At 43.2% G+C, this 17390-nt stretch carries 12 protein-coding genes; 9 read left to right on the forward strand and 3 right to left on the reverse strand.

The window, feature by feature from the left end; all coding sequences use genetic code 11:
* Positions 1 to 221 precede the first annotated feature (221 nt).
* Positions 222 to 2741, forward strand: coding sequence for a TonB-dependent receptor (locus MHN09_RS03715; protein ID WP_049587167.1), 2520 nt, complete (start codon positions 222 to 224; stop codon positions 2739 to 2741).
* A gap of 73 nt (positions 2742 to 2814) precedes the next feature.
* Here MHN09_RS03715 and MHN09_RS03720 read toward each other — a convergent pair whose 3' ends face one another.
* On the reverse strand, positions 2815 to 3522 hold the full coding sequence (locus MHN09_RS03720) for a hypothetical protein (RefSeq protein WP_239239283.1): 708 nt from the start codon (positions 3520 to 3522) through the stop codon (positions 2815 to 2817).
* Positions 3523 to 3674: 152 nt separating this feature from the next.
* Positions 3675 to 5924, reverse strand: a complete 2250-nt coding sequence (locus MHN09_RS03725; protein WP_014950257.1) for an acyl-CoA dehydrogenase — start codon at positions 5922 to 5924, stop codon at positions 3675 to 3677.
* Between the two features lie 260 nt (positions 5925 to 6184).
* Here MHN09_RS03725 and MHN09_RS03730 point away from each other — a divergent pair, with 260 nt between their 5' ends.
* The 7 genes from MHN09_RS03730 (at position 6185) to MHN09_RS03760 (ending at position 13222) form a co-directional block, all read left to right on the forward strand.
* Complete coding sequence (locus tag MHN09_RS03730) at positions 6185 to 8479, forward strand: MMPL family transporter (RefSeq protein ID WP_239239177.1); 2295 nt, start codon at positions 6185 to 6187, stop codon at positions 8477 to 8479.
* Between the two features lies 1 nt (position 8480).
* Complete coding sequence (locus MHN09_RS03735) at positions 8481 to 9275, forward strand: outer membrane lipoprotein-sorting protein (protein ID WP_239239181.1); 795 nt, start codon at positions 8481 to 8483, stop codon at positions 9273 to 9275.
* Positions 9272 to 10456 carry a hypothetical protein gene (locus tag MHN09_RS03740; protein WP_239239183.1) on the forward strand — a complete coding sequence of 395 codons (1185 nt, stop codon included), beginning with the start codon at positions 9272 to 9274 and terminating at the stop codon, positions 10454 to 10456. The genes MHN09_RS03735 and MHN09_RS03740 overlap by 4 nt, the downstream gene beginning before the upstream one ends.
* A 13-nt stretch (positions 10457 to 10469) precedes the next feature.
* Positions 10470 to 11000, forward strand: coding sequence for a hypothetical protein (locus tag MHN09_RS03745; protein ID WP_110288337.1), 531 nt, complete (start codon positions 10470 to 10472; stop codon positions 10998 to 11000).
* A gap of 72 nt (positions 11001 to 11072) precedes the next feature.
* A complete protein-coding gene (locus MHN09_RS03750) occupies positions 11073 to 11330 on the forward strand; it encodes a DUF3081 domain-containing protein (RefSeq protein WP_014999118.1) in 258 nt (85 codons plus the stop codon).
* A 185-nt stretch (positions 11331 to 11515) separates the two neighbouring features.
* On the forward strand, positions 11516 to 12451 hold the full coding sequence (lpxL, locus tag MHN09_RS03755) for an LpxL/LpxP family Kdo(2)-lipid IV(A) lauroyl/palmitoleoyl acyltransferase (RefSeq protein ID WP_239239186.1): 936 nt from the start codon (positions 11516 to 11518) through the stop codon (positions 12449 to 12451).
* Positions 12452 to 12604: 153 nt separating this feature from the next.
* Positions 12605 to 13222, forward strand: a complete 618-nt coding sequence (locus tag MHN09_RS03760) for a TcpQ domain-containing protein (RefSeq protein WP_239239189.1) — start codon at positions 12605 to 12607, stop codon at positions 13220 to 13222.
* Here MHN09_RS03760 and glnE read toward each other — a convergent pair.
* Complete coding sequence (gene glnE, locus MHN09_RS03765; protein WP_239239191.1) at positions 13212 to 16166, reverse strand: bifunctional [glutamate--ammonia ligase]-adenylyl-L-tyrosine phosphorylase/[glutamate--ammonia-ligase] adenylyltransferase; 2955 nt, start codon at positions 16164 to 16166, stop codon at positions 13212 to 13214. The genes MHN09_RS03760 and glnE overlap by 11 nt on opposite strands.
* A 314-nt stretch (positions 16167 to 16480) precedes the next feature.
* Between glnE and MHN09_RS03770 the strand changes: the two genes are divergently transcribed.
* Positions 16481 to 17386: a DUF350 domain-containing protein gene (locus MHN09_RS03770; protein ID WP_014950251.1), complete on the forward strand. Its 906-nt coding sequence runs from the start codon at positions 16481 to 16483 to the stop codon at positions 17384 to 17386.
* The last annotated feature ends 4 nt before the right edge of the window (positions 17387 to 17390 follow it).

The raw sequence follows: 17390 nt of genomic DNA on the forward strand, positions 1-17390 counted from the left end.
TTATCTGCGATGTGAACTGCTAAATATAGCTAAAACTTTAGTATATAAAAGTTAAATAAGGCGCTGCGCAAGAGTAAAAATTCTTCACAGGATGTTTACAATGTTGTTCCTTTGTTATAAATTCTTAATCGATTAAGTTTGAATTGTGTTGCCGCCTCCCTACGTTAAAGGGGCAGAGGCTACCTTGGATTTAACAAATTCAACACATTGCCGGAGAAAAAATGAACAAAAATCACACACTCAACGCTTTGACCCTAGCGATTTGCGCCGCTTTTTCGGGCTCGGTTATCGCACAGGAATCATCAACAGCTGATGCTGACGCAAAGTCGAAAGAAAAATTCGAACAGATTGTGGTTACCGCTGCACCGGGTGGTGCAACGATGCAAGAAGCTAGTGTTTCTGTAAGTGCATTCGACGAAGACGATATTCTTAAACTAGCTCCCCGTTCTACCGCTGAGGTATTTCGCGCGTTACCCGGTATTCGTGCCGAGTCTTCAGGCGGTGGCGGTAACGCAAATATTACTATTCGCGGTATTCCACTTGCGACGGGTGGTTCTAAATTCTTGCAAATCCATGAAGACGGTTTACCTGTTTTAGAATATGGTGATATTAACTTTGGCAATGCCGATAACTTTTTACGCTACGACTGGTCAGTAGCGAATGTGGAAGCAGTGCGCGGTGGTTCAGCGTCAACATTCGCAAGTAACTCGCCAGGCGGTGTTATTAACCTGATCAGTAACACGGGCGAAGTAGGTGGCGGTGCCATTGGAACGTCATTTGGCGTCGATTACGAAGAGTTTCGTTTAGATTTTCGCTATGGCGGTGAAATTAGCGACGACCTTTACTACCACATTGCTGGCTTTGCCCGTGGTGGAGAGGGCCCGCGAGAAACGGGATACAATGGCGATCAAGGCGGTCAGGTTAAGTTCAATATCACTAAGATGCTAGATAACGGTCACATCCGTTTCTTCTATAAAAACCTCGATGACAAAGTATCAACATACCTTCCTTCTCCGGTATTGGTGAAAGGCGATGGTGAATATGGCCCAGTACCTGGTTACGATGCCAGCTCACAGGCATTAAACTCAGCTTACAACACAAACATTTCTACTTTTGACAGCTATGGTAATCCAGAGAATCGCGACGTTCGCGATGGCATCGAATCAAAAGTAAACTCATTTGGCGTTGAAGTTGACCTCGAAGTGGCTGAAAACTTGTTCTTATTAAACAAGTTCCGTATTTCAGATATCTCAGGTGGTTTTATTGCTCCATTTACTGATGGATTCCCAGCGGGCCCTGGCGATGTATCGAATTTCGCTTCTGCACTTTGTGCCGGCGCTACTGACGGTGACGGTAATGCGCTGAATTGCGACAGCACAAGTGTTGTACTCGCGAACGGACCTGGCGCTGGTGAAGTGTACACAGGACAAGCATTTACAAACCTTCAGTTCGACACAAGAATCAACGATCTGGGTAACATGATCAACGATTTCAGCTTGCGTAAAGAATTTGATAATGGTATCGACCTCACAGTAGGTTATTACTACTCAAACCAGGACATCGCCACAAGCTGGTCAAGCTGGCAGACATTTATACAAACTCTAGACGGTGACAATTCACAGCTTCTAACAATTACAGATGGCGATGGCGTGGAACTTGTTTCAAACGGTTTATTGTCACCAAGCTTCCTTTCGTGGGAGTGGGACTTAAACTATGTAACAAAAGCGCCGTACATGAACGTTGGTTTTGAATTTTCAGATAACATTCTTATTGATGCATCGGTACGTCATGACACGACCGAAGCTTCAGGTGAACTCATCAGCTCGTGCTGCGGCGGAAATGCTGACTTCGACCTAAACGGTAACGGAACTATTGAGCAAATTGAAGATGCTTCAGCAATCAACAGCGGCTTCGTTAGCGGTGGTGTTATCAACTTAAATCGCGCAGGTGCGTCATCTCAAATTGTTGATTACAGCGCGAATAATACGTCTTATTCAATCGGTGGTTCGTACCTGCTAAGCGCCAGTCAGACATTTTTTGCCCGTTACTCAAAAGGTGGCCGTGCCATTGCTGACCGCCTACTTCAAATTGGCGGTACGTTGAACGCGGATGGTAGCCTAACAAGCACAACTTCAGGTTACGACACAACCAAGCAGTTCGAAATTGGTTACAAGTACGGTACTAAAGACCTAATGGTTAACGCTACTTTGTTTGATACTGTTACTGAAGATACGCAAGCAGAAGTAACAAGTGGTCTAACTTTCATGCGTGAATACGAAGCAACTGGTCTTGAGCTAGAAGGTCGTTGGAATGCAACTGACAATTTTGTGATGTCAGGTAACTTAACATGGACAGATGCTGAAATCAGTAAAGATGTTAATGACCAATCGCTCGTAGGAAATACGCCTCGACGTCAAGCTGATTTGATCTGGACTATTACACCTGAGTATGTCACTGACAATTGGTCAGTTGGTGCTTCGCTGCAAGGTTCGACAGAGTACTACGTACAAGATAATAATGACCTGAAACAAGAAGGCTATAACCTTGTAAACTTATTCGCTACGTATTGGGTTAATGACCAGTTTTCAGTGTCGTTAAACATGAACAATGCTACAGACGAATTTGTAGTAACTGAAGTAGAAGGAACACCTTTTGGAGAGATTTCAACAGGTGATTATGTCCGCGGAAGACCGCTAAATGGTCGTACTACGGTACTGTCGCTTAAATATATGTTCGACTAACGAGCAAATATCTAGTGCGAAGATACTAGTTATTGTTCAATTAACGCCCGCAATTGATGCGGGCGTTTTCTATTTATTCACTCTCCGCGGCTTTGAGTAGCTGAAGCTGCTTGGCGATTGCTGCAGAAAGTTGGTCAATTAAGTGGCTATGTTTCTTATGAATAACGTGTACCAATTCGTGTTCCACTAGAGGTATATACTCAATTCCAGATTGATCGAAAATGGCTTCTTCAGAATAGTCACTCGGTAAAATAGCGTAGCCAAATCGCCCGTTGAGCAGTAAATTTATGACGTGGTGAAAGTCATCAAATTCAAAGATGTTGGCATTTAACTCGCCAGGTTTGGCGTGCATATTGAAGAAAAATCGGATAGTGACGGCTATTGCCTTATCTGGTTGTTGAATGATGCTTTTACTGCACTCAGCTCCCCGTATACACAATAGAAATGATGTGCCATGAGACAGTGCTGGAGGGACAATTACAATGTTATTGTCAGGCTGAGACACTACGTCATAGCGAGTAATATCTGCATCTGTCATTCCTTCATTCAAAAGCCGTAAGCCTCTTTCCCCACCCACTTTTTCGAATGTAACCTCAATGCCGATATCTTGATACGCACGTGCTATTAGGGGTTTATAGAAGCTACTTACTCGAGGATGAGTTAGTTCTCCAATGACGAAGTTAGTATCATCGTGCTGGGCACTGGCGTTTGAATTGAATAGCAGCGACGAGATAAAGAGAATAAAGAATGTTGAAACGGTTTGAATGCCAATAAAGCGCATCGTTTTCACTTTACAAATCCTTGTTTAAGAAAACCACGATAAGCTAAGGGTAGAGTACGAACGAAACAATAGAAAGGTAATTTAACGGGCAAATAAAAAGCCCCATCTCAAGGATGGGGCTTCGTTAATCAAGTTACTGCAATTATGACAGTTTACGCAGCGTTTTGACCGCCGTCGATTGCTTTAAGCGTTTGAGACGCTGGAACAAGTTCCATATCGAACGTGTATTCGTCTACACGAACTGCTAGCTTGCGTTTTTCGTTATAGTCGTGAAGCTTAGCAGCTTCATCAGCCGTTACTACGCCTTTTTCTTGAAGCTTGTTAAGTGCATGTTCAAAAGAAATGAACGGCACTACAGGCTCTTTGCGAAGTGCTTTTTGCACTTTGCCAAGAAGGTGCGCTACCGCGTGCTTCGCTTTAAACGCTTGCTCGTTGATGTCGTTGCCATCTCCAGGCGTAACGCGAACAAGGTGAGTAAGCTGCTCTTTCACGCTGTTATCTTGCATAGACGCGATAGAAAGCTCTCGCACTAGGTCATCGCTGATACCCGCAACACTATTGGTGTAGGTATTTGTAAGAAGACGCATTAGACCACGTGTCGCCGTGTTCGGGAAATTGTTGATAAAGTTGACAATTGCCTGATCAGCTTGTTGTAAAGACCACTGCATAGCGTATTCGAAATACGGTAGCGCAAGTTTTCTGTCTTCAATGCGCTGCTCGTAGAAACGAATTGCCGCCATTGCACCGTATAGGTAGCTCATTACGTCACCTAAACGTGCTGATAAAAGCTCAGCTTTCTTAAGGTCACCGCCTAACACAGCAAGTGACAAGTCAGCAAGTGGAGCTAGTTTTGCAGAAATGCTGTTAACACGCTTCTCATACTTGCGAACTTCTGGTAGTGCAGACTCGCTCTCGCGTAGGAAAGGAAGGTAGCCTTTACCTAGGCTGCGGAATGCATTTTTAACGCTGAAGCCAACTGTTTTACGAAGTACTTTGTTGAACTCTGCATCCGCAGAACTTTCGTTGCTGTGGATTAGGTCAACCATGTCTTTAAGGTAAGGGTGACAACGCATTGCACCTTGGCCAAAGATCATCAGGTTACGGGTAAGAATGTTTGCACCTTCTACCGTAATCGCGATAGGAAGCGCAGCATAGCCGCCCGCTAACGTATTCTGAGGGCCGCGTTGAATCGCTTTACCTGCCTGGATGTCCATAGCAGAGTTCATCACATCACGACCTAATTCAGTCATGTGATACTTAGCAATAGCGGTGACTACTGATGGCTTCACGCCTAGGCCTAGACCTTCAGTTGTAAGAACACGCATCGCCTCAAGTAAGAACGTCTTACCCGCGATGTCTGCCATTTTCTCTTGAATACCTTCAAAGCGACCAATTGGAAGACCAAACTGTTCACGTACGAAAGAATATTCAACCGTGCCTTTAAATGCAGATTGTGCAGTCGCTACGCCCATTGCTGGAAGTGAAATACCACGACCTGCACCTAGACAGCTAACTAGCATCTGCCAACCACGACCAATGTTCTTTTGACCACCAATGATGAAGTCCATAGGAATGAACACATCTTGACCACGAGTAGTACCGTTGTAGAAGCGTACACCCATTGGGTCGTGACGGTTACCAAGCTCAACACCTGGGTGAGACTTAGGTAGAAGGGCACAGGTAATGCCAAGCTCTAGTTTGTCGCCAAGTAGTTGGTCTGGATCGAATACTTTAAACGCAAGACCTAGTACGGTCGCAATTGGTGCAAGTGTAATGTAGCGCTTGTCCCAGCTTACGCGTAAACCAAGCACTTCTTCACCGTTGAATTCGCCTTTAGTCACGATAGCCGCGTCAGGAATCGCACCTGCGTCAGAACCTGCTTCAGGGCTGGTAAGCGCGAAGCACGGAATATCGCGACCGTCTGCTAAACGAGGTAGCCAGTAATCTTGCTGCTCGGTCGTACCGTAGTGCATAAGAAGCTCGCCTGGGCCTAATGAGTTAGGAACCATTACGGTTACTGCAATTGCACCGCTTTTCGCTGCGATAGTGGCAACGATTGTAGAGTTTGCATACGGGCTGAACTCAAGACCACCAAATTTCTTTGGAATGATCATAGAGAAGAAACGGTTCTTACCTAGGAAGTCTAAAACGTCCTGTGGAATGTGCTTGCCGTTGCCTAGTTCAAAATCATCGATCATGTTCAGCAACTCGGTTACTGGACCGTCCATGAATGCTTGTTCTTCTGCGCTCAGTTTTGCCTGAGGGATATCGCGTAGTGCCTGCATGTCAGGCTTACCCTGATAAATAGAAGATTCAATCCACACGTCGCCTGCATCTAAGGCTTCTTGCTCTGTGATTGAAATTGGGGGTAATACTTTCTTTAAGCTAGTTCTGATACTCATAATAACTCATCCGCTCATCTGACCAGTTGTGTTCTTTTATACTACAACAAATTCACAAAAGATCAAAAAAATTCGCTACATCAAGCCCTGTACAACATGTTTCGTCATTTTTATCAATGGGTTATTCTTAATATAAAGAGGCTTGTTTATAGTGAAATATACGCATGTGAGAATTTTATGGATAATTAAATTTTTGTGTGGGTTATGTTAATTACTGTTTTGAATGTAAAATTTCCTTATACAAGACTAAGGACGTTGTGATGCCCCATAAATATAACCGTCTGCCTTTCGCTATCCGGTCGCCTATTATTTCGCTTGCTCTCGTTTTCATTGTCACTGTGGTCGCAATGATTGGGGCTCAGAATTTGTATTTTAGAGGCGATTATAAAGTGTTCTTCGAACCAGATAATCCTCAGCGGCTCGCCTTTGAAGAAATGCAGAACATATTCAATAAAAGTGAAAACGTAGCGTTTATGATTGTTCCTGAGGACGGCGAAGTACTTAAGCCTGCTACGCTTGAGCTTGTCGTCGAACTTACCGAACAAGCGTGGCAATTGCCCCTTTCTACAAGAGTCGAGTCTATATCTAATTTTCAACATACCTATGACGAAGATGGGGATTTGGTGGTAGAGGATTTAATAACCCAGCAATCTTTGAGTGCAGAGGCTATTAATGATATCGGTGATGTTCTTACCAATAGCACAGAGCTCTACGGTCGTTTAATTTCTAGATCAGCTGATGTGACGGTGGTGGATACGACTATTCAGTTGCCAGACGGAGATCAAACACAGCAAGTTATCGAAATTGCCGCTGCGGCAAAAGAAATGAAAAGCATGTATGAAGCCAAGTACCCAGGGCACAACATATATCTGACCGGTATGGTCGTAATGAACGACGCATTTGCTGTTGCAGCTCAACAAGACGCGGAAACACTTATTCCACTTATGTTTTTGCTGATTTTTGTTGCCATCGCTCTCATTGTCCGCTCGTTATGGGCCGCAGCATTTACCATTGTTGTTGTTTTAGTGTCAGTCGCTATTACCATCGGGATTACCGGCTGGTTCGGCGTTTATTTGAGTACCGCCACTGTTAACGCACCTACAATGATCACTACCCTTGCTGTGGCGGACTGCATACATATTATTGTCGGCGTAAAGTATTATCTGAGCCAAGGGCTAGGAACAAAAGAAGCGATACAGAAGAGTATAGATGTAAATAGAAAGCCAATATTTATAACCAGTATCACGACTGCAATCGGATTCATCATGCTCAATTTTTCAGCAGTGCCAGTGCTTGCTCATTTGGGCAATATGACAGCACTTGGTGTAATGTTAGCCTGCGTTTTTTCACTTACGATACTGCCTTCTCTGCTGACCTTGCGCCCCCTTAAGGCTTCTACAGCAATTCGCAATACTGTGTTTAAGCATTGGGCGCTAGTAGTTAATACGCATCATCGCAAGTTACTTCCTTTATCGCTTATCGTAATTGCTGGCATTAGTTTATTTGCGACAAACAATGTTTTAAATGATGTGGCAGTTAAATATTTCGATGAACGCAGTACCTTTAGGCAGGCGGTGCAAGTCAACGAAGAAAAGCTCGGTGGAATGTCTAACATTGATTTCGTTATATATACGGATACCCCATACGGCATTACAGAACCCACATTTTTGCAGCAGATTGACTCGTTTGCAGAGTGGCTTAGGGCGAGGGAAGAGGTTAATCATGTCCTCTCATTTACTGATACACTTAAACGATTGAACAAAAACATGAATGGGGATAACCCTGATTACGCTGTTATACCTACAGACGGAGAGTTGGCCTCTCAATATTTGCTGTTGTATGAGATGTCTTTACCGTTTGGGTTAGACCTTGGAAATCAAATTGATATTGATAAGTCTGCTCTTCGGGTCATTGCGGTAATAGATAATCTAGGTAGTCGAGATATCACGGCCTTAGAAAAAGAGGCTAAAGCATACTTTTTAAGCCAGACAAACGGGTATCGTATCGAAGCGGCTAGTCCACCTCTCATGTTTGCGCACATTGGCGAGCGCAATATGAAAAATATGGTTTGGGGGAGTGTATTTGCGCTGGTTCTAATATCAATACTCATACTATTCGCCCTTAAGTCGATAAAACTGGGCGGTATTAGTTTAATTACTAATTTATTACCTGCTGCAATAGGTTTCGGTGTTTGGGGGCTAATCTCGGGTGAAATAAATATGGCCTTGTCTGTTGTAATCAGCATGACGATGGGCATTATTGTCGACGATACAGTTCACTTCTTAACGAAATATCAAGTGGCGAAATCACAAGAATTATCTGCGGCAGACAGTGTTGTTTATGCGTTTGAAACCGTAGGTATGGCATTAACAACTACTACAGTTGTACTAGCAATGGGGTTTGCAGTACTAGCGTCTTCAAGTTTCGTTTTAAATGCCCATATGGGTATGTTGACGATTATCATTATATTGGCGGCGCTATTGGTTGATTTTATTTTCTTGCCAGCTTTACTTGCATGGTTGGGAGATTCAAAGACGGTCCATAAGGAGTCTTAATATGAAGAGATTATCGAAAAAGTTTTTTTTACTAATCGTATTTATCGCGGTGCATTTTAGCGTAGCTGCAGAGATTCAGGGGGACGAAAAGGCTATTGCCATAGCAAAAGAGCGTAAAGCAAGAGACATTGGCTGGGGTACAAACGAAGCTAAGGTTCTTATGGTGCTGAAAAATGCACAGGGGAATGAAGCAACTCGAGAGCTCAAAGTTAAGACATTGGAAGTAGTGGACGATGGTGACAAAGCATTAACTATCTTTGAATCGCCTCGTGATGTGAAAGGTACTGCTTTTCTCAGCTTTTCACATGCGTTGGAGGCAGATGAACAATGGATCTTTTTGCCAGCATTGAAGAGAGTTAAAAGAATATCATCTAAAAGTAAAAGCGGCCCCTTTGTCGGGAGTGAATTTGCGTTTGAAGATATGACCTCGTTTGAGGTAGAGAAATTTTCTTATGTGTTTTTAGGTGAAGAAAAAGTAAATGGAGAGGAGTGTTATGTTCTAAAGCAAACTCCTCAATATGAGTTTTCTGGTTATTCGTACCAAAAAGTGTGGATAGATAAATCACATTATCGCGTACAAAAAATAGAATTTTATGACCAAAAAGAAGCGTTGTTGAAAACGCTTGAATTATCTGATTATAAGCTTTTTAAAGATAAGTATTGGCGACCAATGAAAAGCTTTATGCGCAACGTACAGACTAGGAAGTCAACGTATCTGTTAACTGAAGAGATGTCCTTTGATACAGAACTAACAGACAGTGACTTTGATAAAAACAGTTTAAAGAGAGTTAGATGATTAGAAAAATTCTCGGCCTCGCACTCTCGGTAAGTTTAACCCCCTCAATCAATGCGGTAGAAGTGACAGGTTCAGCCGGCGTTGATTTGCGTTATTACTTACAAGATGCGTTATATCCACAGCAAGAGCGCACATATAGCTCACTATTTGTCTCTCCTGAGCTCTATAGTGAGTTCAACGAAGGGCAAGATACGCTTATTTTCAAACCATTTTATCGTGTTGATGAGCACGATTCTGAGCGAACTCATGGCGACATCCGAGAGTTACAATGGGCACACTATCAAGATGACTGGGAAACAAAAGTTGGTATAGGTAAGGTTTTTTGGGGCCAGACAGAGTCACTTCACCTTGTTGATATTATTAACCAGACTGATGCGGTTGAATCGGTTGATGGGGAAGACAAACTAGGCCAGCCAATGGTTAGTTTTTCCTATTTTTCCAACTACGGCAATTTCTCTGCTTTTGTTCTTCCGTATTTTAGAGAACGCACGTTCCAAAGCAGTGAAGGGCGTATACGTCCACCTTTGGCAATTTCTGATGCGATTTATGAATCATCCAATGAAGAAAGCAACGTTGACTATGCCTTGCGTTGGCAGTCATCAATTGGTGATTGGGAAGTGGGATTGTCATATTTTACAGGAACGACAAGAGAGCCTGAGTTGGTAACCACTCAATCTTCTGATGGAACAGTGTCTATAAATCCTTTTTACGCCCAAATTGATCAAGTGGGCTTGGATCTTTTAAAGGTGAGCGGCGCATGGTTACTTAAACTTGAGAGTATTTATCGTAAAGGGCAGTCTGAGGACTTTACAGCCGTTGTTGCTGGATTCGAATATACCCAAGAGGGCGTCCTTGGCAGTCGTTATGGTTTAGGTTATTTGGCTGAGTATCAGTATGACCAGCGAGATGATAACTTTTTCGCTATTGGCCAAAACGACTTAATGTTAGGGTTGCGAATTATTGCCAATGATATCGCTGGGTCGGAAATATTGTTGGGTTTTGTAAAAGACTTGGATGAAAAATCCACCTATTCCGCATATCTTGAGGCAAGCAGTCGATTGTCTGCCAACTGGCGCTGGAAAGTGGACGGGTATTTCTTTTCATCGAATGACGAAGAAGATCCATTTTTCTTCTTAAGACGTGATGACCACGTCCAATTTTCATTAGAGTACTATTTTTGAGGTTAGGGATTGAATGAAGCGGTTTGTATGGATAGTTGGTGTTGTATTCTTAGGGTTTTCTCAGGCCTATGCTGCACCAAAAAACTATGGATTAGTCACAATAGCCTACAATGATTTTGACACGTCTGGCGTTAACGACAAAGAATTTGCTTATAGTGCAGCTTTTGGAAAACAAATACATAAGCAGTGGTATGCAGAGTTAGGTTATTTGAACCTTTTCGATTTTTCGAATGATTACGGCGAAGCCACAGGAGACGCACTATATTTATCTTTACTCGGTAAAGCTAGCGGGGCTACTGGCGAGTTATTTTATAAAGTCGGGGTTGCTAAGGTGGATGTCGATATTGCAATGCAGTGTGGAGATGGAGACGCCTCAATCGTATGTAGTCAACAAAACAGTCTGGCAGCTGGAATTGTAGGTTTAGGCTATGACTATTATGTAGGTCTTAGATCAATGGTACGCATTGAATATACCCATATGTCGGGTGAAGATAGTTTTTCGACAAATATGTTTAATATCGGCTTTAGGTATAACTTCAACTGACCTCTATTAGGTTTGAATCCAAATATCGTTTGGTGGTGTAAAAATAGATAAATTCTCAACAATGGATTTACAATGAAAAACGAATTAGACAGCAAGTTCTTACTTCAGGTTTTCGACAAGATCCGCCAGCATGGCGCGAAAGAAAATGAACAGTATAAGCTTAATGGGATCACTGCGTTTACAGATCACGATGGCTATACGCTTTACATTGAAGACGTTAATGTGAAGCTGCAGTTCGGCTTTCACAATCAATACCATTTTGACTATGACTCAAAAGAGCAATATGAATCGTTTGAGAAAAAGTTGAAGCAAATCGATAAAGAATATTAGTGACCTGATTTCAGTTTGTATTGATAACAAGCAATATGTTTCTTAAGCAGAGAGAGCAAGTGTGGGCTCTCTCTGCTTAAGTGCTTCTATTAATCGCAAGAGCACTGTGGGCTGTCTGTCTAAATTAGCCCCACCAAAAACCTTCTGCTACAATGCCGCCCACTTCGTTTCAAAGGATACAGACATTGGCGACGGCAATTAAAGCTCCTAAATTTAAACTAGCATTTTTAGGCCCTAAGTTTTGGCCTGTATGGTTAGGTGTTTTCGTTCTTTATACAATTACATGGTTGCCTTTACCCGTGATACGCGCTATCGGTGGCGGTACCGGTAAACTTATCGCATTAATTGTTCCTAAACGGGCAAAAGTCGCAAAGCGTAATTTGACGCTCTGGAACCCTACACTTTCCGCCAGTGAAGTAGAGGCGCTTTACAAAGAAAATGTACGGCGTACAGGCATGGCACTATTTGAAACTGCTATGGGATGGTGGTGGCCTAGCTGGCGCGTAAAACGAGCCATTGTGATTGAAGGCACTGAGCATGTTGAAGCGGCTCTTGCAAATGGGAAAGGTGTCTTTGGTATGGCACTCCACAATATGAATCTGGAATTTGCCTGTAGAGGTATTGGCTTCTTCCGTCCAAGCATCGCGTTTTATCGCAAACACAACAACCCTCTCGTTGATTACCTTCAGTATCATGGGCGAAACCGCTCGAACAAATACATGATTGATAAGCGCAACGCAAAAGCCTTACTTGCTGCTCTTGACGATAAAGAACTTTGTTTGTATTTGCCCGACCAGGATTATGGCCCGAAACAAAGTATCTTTGTGCCATTTGGTGGGGTGAAAGATACCGCGACAACTACAGCAACGCTGATGTTTATTCGACGTAGTCACTCTGAGCCAATGATCATCACGTCGCAATACACCAAACGCGGTTACAAAATTAAAATCTATCCACCGCTTTCTCAGTTAGGCGATATGGAAGACGCTGAAGCACTAACATTACTGAATCAACATGTAGACGCTGCGGTTAAAGAACAGCCAGAAAGCTATTTGTGGATGCACAAGCGATTTAAAACCAGACCGGAAGGTAACCCTGAATCGCTGTATAAATCACTATAGCTGTGTATGAATAAATACCTAGCGATGAAAATTAGATAAATAGAATAATAGGCTTTCCGTTCGAAGGTAGACTAAAATAGAAGAATTATGCTTAAGTTCATTCACATAGCATAAGCTGATTTTCGATTAAAAGTGGCTACACATTGGTAAGGTATGGGACAGGCAAGTTATTCAAGTTCATCGTTTTGGGCAAAGCAAATTGGCATAGCAGCAGTGCTTGTTATCATTGCTGGCGTACTCATTTACATGCTTCAAACACAGGACCAAGAGCCTGTTCCTCAAGGGCAAGCGGAAGAAAAGTCTGTATCACGTGGGTTAAGTGAGTTCTATCGAGACTTTCGTATGTCTGCTACTGACCCAGCAGAAGATGAGCAGGGAGATTTTGTACTGGATATTGCGGGCGTTGATCCTAATTTAGACAACAAGCTTGCACAAATGTCTAGCCAAACACGTCCGGTTGAAAAGAATTGGACCGGCGAACATAAATACCGCACGTTCCAGGAAGGGAACACACTGCGCGAAGCTATTTCGCAATACGCTCAAGCTGAAGGCATGCAGGTGATATGGAACCTGGAGCAAGACTTTGTTATTAAGCACCAGTTTCAATTGGACAACACGGTTGCAGGATCGCTTGCTAAAATCGCCAGTGCCATAGACAGTAGTTTTGAAGGGCAAGTAAAAGCTTATTTATGTGCAGAGCAACGCTCGCTGGTGGTGACTGCCCAAGAAACAGAATTTCTCACCACCAACTGTCGTTTGGTTAGAGGTTAAGCTTCATCGCCTGGCCGCTACACGTTCCAAATAGTGTATTCCACTGAATGGTTACTTGCTCTCGTATGGCATCTAATTCTTCGCTCTGATCTGCGTACTTGGTATCTGCTAACGTTAAATGGTGGTATTGCTCTCGCAGCTTTAAATATGCCTTTTGCAGTTTGTGCGCAGTGGCGACATCAATAATGTTGCTCTTGGCTGCGGCGTCAAAAATGCGAAGATTGTCAGGATATTCTGTCATGGCAGCCTGTGACTTTGCGTTAGCGAGTACAAGATATTGAGCCATGAACTCAATATCGGTAATACCACCTACACACTGCTTTAAGTCTACCTTATCGTTGTCCTTTGAAAGCAAGTGCTCCCGCATTTTCAAACGCATTTTGCACACATCGTCAGCCAACGTTTTAGCGTTTCTAGAGCGAGTTAGTATGGAGTTTCTTACCTGCGTGAAGTCATTCAAAAGGCGTGGGTCTCCGCAAATGGCTCTTGCACGAACCAGCGCTTGATGTTCCCAAGTCCATGCTTCTTCGGTCTGGTATTTCTCGAAACCATCGATATGGCAACATAACAATCCCGCATTGCCAGAAGGGCGTAGACGCAGGTCGGTTTCGTATAATTGCCCAAACAACGTCTTCGTATTGAGAAGATGCATGATGCGCTGCGCCAACTTAATGTAAAACTGTTGCGCTTCAATAGACTTCTTACCGTCTGTACTTATGCCGCGAGGGGCATTATGCAAAAACACTAAATCTAAGTCTGAGCCGTAACCTAATTCATACCCGCCTAGTTTTCCATAGCCGATCACGGCAAATCCTTTGTCAGTTCCCTCTAGGTGTGCTGGAACGCCATAACGCTGTTGCATTTGCATCCACGCAGCATCTACTACGTTCTCCAATATCACTTCAGCTAGCACCGTAAGCTTATCGCTCACGTTGTTTATAGGTAGTGATTCACTGATGTCGCTGGCGGCTATGCGAAGCTGTTGGCAAAGTTTGAACTGCCTCCATCCATCCATAAGCATTTCAACATCGTCTTGTTCAATACGAAGCATGATTTCACGCAGTTCCAGCTGATATTCCTGCTTGCTGGTATGGATATTGGTATTTTGCTGACCGAGGTATAACGGCGTGAGTAATTCGTCTAATAGTAATGGGAAGCGCTTAATTTCTTGAGCAATCCAGTCGCTTCGTTCACATAGCCTTACTAACTGTTTTAACACATCCGGATTTTCAAGTAGTAAGTCAAGGTAAGTGGTTCGGCCTGTAATCGCTTCTATAACACCGAGTAAACGGTCGAGTACCTGAGGGATGTAGTTTGGATGTTGGTTGATGAGCACATACAAAATTTCGGGAAGCAACTTATTTAACGTGTCTTCACCTTTTTGGCCTATGCGATAATTGCGTTGCTTATCCTTGAAGGCGACGAGAATAGAATATATGCCTTTAATATCGCTAGCAGACAGGTATTCACTGAAGGTCTCAGTAAACTCATCCTCTTGCAATGAAATACGCCACGCATCTTGGCAGGCAGTAAACAGCTGGTCTTCTTCTGAGTGCGTATCATGAGACTCTTCTACTAACTCGTTGAAATGGGCATGAATACGCGCCATTACAGTATCTAAATGCACTAAAAATTCACTGTAAGAATCAAAACCCATGACTTCAATAAGCGCAGCTTGTTGCCAAGGTAACTCAGGAAGAGTTTGAGTCTGGTGATCTTGAGCTTGTTGAAGCGTGTGCTCTACTTTTCTTAGGAATAAATAGTCACTTTTTAGCTGTTGCGTTACATCGCGTTCGACTATATCGAGTTCAGTTAATGCGTCTAACGTGCGAAGTAATGACTTACTTTGTAATGCTGGCTCTCGTCCTCCGTGAATAAGCTGAAAACTTTGGGCAAAAAACTCCACCTCACGAATGCCACCTGCGCCGAGTTTTATATTGTTACTCAGTCTGCGCCTGCGTATTTCTATGGCGATCAGCTTTTTCATGTTACGAAGGGCATCTAATGTGGTGAAATCTAAGTAACGACGGAAGGTAAACGGGTGCAAAATGCTCTTTAACCATTTCACATCTTGCGAGTTATCATCGTTAATCACCCGCGCTTTTACCATGGCAAAGCGCTCCCAGTGTCGACCCTGGTCTTGATAATAATCTTCAAGTGCCGCGAAATGCATCACAAGGGGGCCAGAATCGCCGAAGGGGCGTAAACGCATGTCAACGCGGTAGACTTGACCGTCATTAGTCACTTTGTTCAATGCTTGGATTAGTTTTTGCGCGAGTTTGGTAAAAAACTGCTGATGCTCAACGCTTTTTCGACCACCTTGGGTTTCGCCTTTTTCTGGGTACGTAAAAATTAAATCGATATCAGAAGAAAAGTTGAGTTCCTTTCCTCCTAATTTCCCCATACCCAAGATATACATGTGCATGTCTTGGTTATGGCTTTGCGGTTTTCCATAGCGCACTGCTAAATGTTGATAAAGCCAGTGGTACGCACCGTTAATAAGTACATCAGCTAATGCTGAAACCTGCATAAGTGATATTTCGATGGGTTGCTTGTTCAAAACGTCGAGGAAAGTAATCCGCGCCATCTCTTTATTTCTAAATTCCCTCAACACTTGCAGTAAGTCATCTTCGCTAGCAACGGTGTGCAATTCATTGTTTAGGCTTGCGAGATAGCTAGATGACATGGTATTGCCAAGAGATTGAAGCGTCACACTTTTCTCAAGGGGTTGATAATGCTCAACGATGCGAGAAACAAATGAAGGATTTTGAATCAATGTCTCAGCCAAGAAAGAGGAGCGCGTGAAGGAGAGCATTAGTTTTTCACAATGAGCCTCAATTACGGCTCTGTCACTTTCGCTAATTGCTGGCGCTGTTAACAACTGCTGCCAAAATTTTTCGGCAAGTTCTACGTTTGTCATGCTATTTTCGTTGTCTGTTGGCATAATGCTCGCGTCTTATGAGATATAGCTCGTGTTTTACGGTTGAATACTCACAATTGCCATTGCAAGTACTCAAAACAAGGTCTGCTAAGTGCGCTAACGTGCAGCTCTGCATTCAATGTGGTTAAGTGCCTGCTAACCCAGGGTGTGATCTACAGGTCATTTAGCCCTAACTAAAATAAATCTGAACAAGTTCGATGTCATCGTTGTACAAGTTTGTATTAGATGAACGCTATTCAATTAGCCATCACTGATTTTTCGAAACTACATCAAAAACTAATCAGAAGAACTTTGTGTGTTCAAGGAGCAAAGATAACGTGGAAGCCTTAGTAAAACTAGTACCTCTAACGCAAGAACTGCTGATATATCTCGCTATGGATGTCGCAATTGCGTTAGTACTGCTAATGATTATGAAGTGGCTGACAGGCGCATTTAGGAAATACTCGGTAACAGAAGAACTGGGTGTTAAAGATAATTTCGCATTTGGGATAAGCATTGCGGGAGGCATGCTGTCGTTGTGCATAGTATTGAGCTCGGTTGTTGGCCGTCATATTGGCGTGGGTTATAAAGAAGCGGCGATTGGAATGGTAACTTTCGGCATTGTGGGCATTATATTGGTGAAGTTCGGACGCTTCGCTCACGATAAGTTAGTACTTAATAAAGTTGATACGCATGCGATGATTGCCGAAAGGAGTGTGAGTGTGGCGCTGGTTGATGCGGCTAGTTTGGTGGCAAGCGCAATTGTTTTACGCAATATTATGGTGTGGGTTGATGGCAGCGACATGAACGCAATCATTGCTATTGTGACCGGCTTTACCGTAGTTCTGACCATGTTGCTTGTTATGACGCGTATTTTAGAGTTTAGATATGCTAGAGATAATCAAAACGACTCATTTCAAGGGGCGCTAGAGAAGGGGCAGTTAGCACTCGCTATCGAGCACACTGGTAATTTACTTGGAACTGCTATGATTGTGTCGGCAGCAAAGAATTTACTCATTTACAACCCATCAGGCTACGTGAGCAATATAACAGGTTGGCTGATTGTTAGTGTTGGCTTAGCAATCGCACTTCATATTTTGGTACTAGCGAGCAAAAAAATTATTTTATTTGGCATGAATTTCCGGCAGGAAGTCGACCAACAGCATAACGTTGGTGTAGCTGCACTTGGGTTTACCCTTAGCATAGGAAACGCCATGATCATTAACGGTGTCTTAGGCGGGTAGGGGA

This window comes from Alteromonas sp. MmMcT2-5, assembly GCF_022348315.1.
Lineage (GTDB): Bacteria > Pseudomonadota > Gammaproteobacteria > Enterobacterales > Alteromonadaceae > Alteromonas > Alteromonas macleodii.

Bases quoted from the DNA above. Each gene is read 5' to 3' on its own strand.
- MHN09_RS03715 (WP_049587167.1), top strand. From the start codon at position 222: ATGAACAAAAATCACACACTCAACGCTTTGACCCTAGCGATTTGCGCC.
- MHN09_RS03720 (WP_239239283.1), bottom strand. From the start codon at position 3,522: ATGCGCTTTATTGGCATTCAAACCGTTTCAACATTCTTTATTCTCTTT.
- MHN09_RS03725 (WP_014950257.1), bottom strand. From the start codon at position 5,924: ATGAGTATCAGAACTAGCTTAAAGAAAGTATTACCCCCAATTTCAATC.
- MHN09_RS03730 (WP_239239177.1), top strand. From the start codon at position 6,185: ATGCCCCATAAATATAACCGTCTGCCTTTCGCTATCCGGTCGCCTATT.
- MHN09_RS03735 (WP_239239181.1), top strand. From the start codon at position 8,481: ATGAAGAGATTATCGAAAAAGTTTTTTTTACTAATCGTATTTATCGCG.
- MHN09_RS03740 (WP_239239183.1), top strand. From the start codon at position 9,272: ATGATTAGAAAAATTCTCGGCCTCGCACTCTCGGTAAGTTTAACCCCC.
- MHN09_RS03745 (WP_110288337.1), top strand. From the start codon at position 10,470: ATGAAGCGGTTTGTATGGATAGTTGGTGTTGTATTCTTAGGGTTTTCT.
- MHN09_RS03750 (WP_014999118.1), top strand. From the start codon at position 11,073: ATGAAAAACGAATTAGACAGCAAGTTCTTACTTCAGGTTTTCGACAAG.
- MHN09_RS03760 (WP_239239189.1), top strand. From the start codon at position 12,605: ATGGGACAGGCAAGTTATTCAAGTTCATCGTTTTGGGCAAAGCAAATT.
- glnE (WP_239239191.1), bottom strand. From the start codon at position 16,166: ATGCCAACAGACAACGAAAATAGCATGACAAACGTAGAACTTGCCGAA.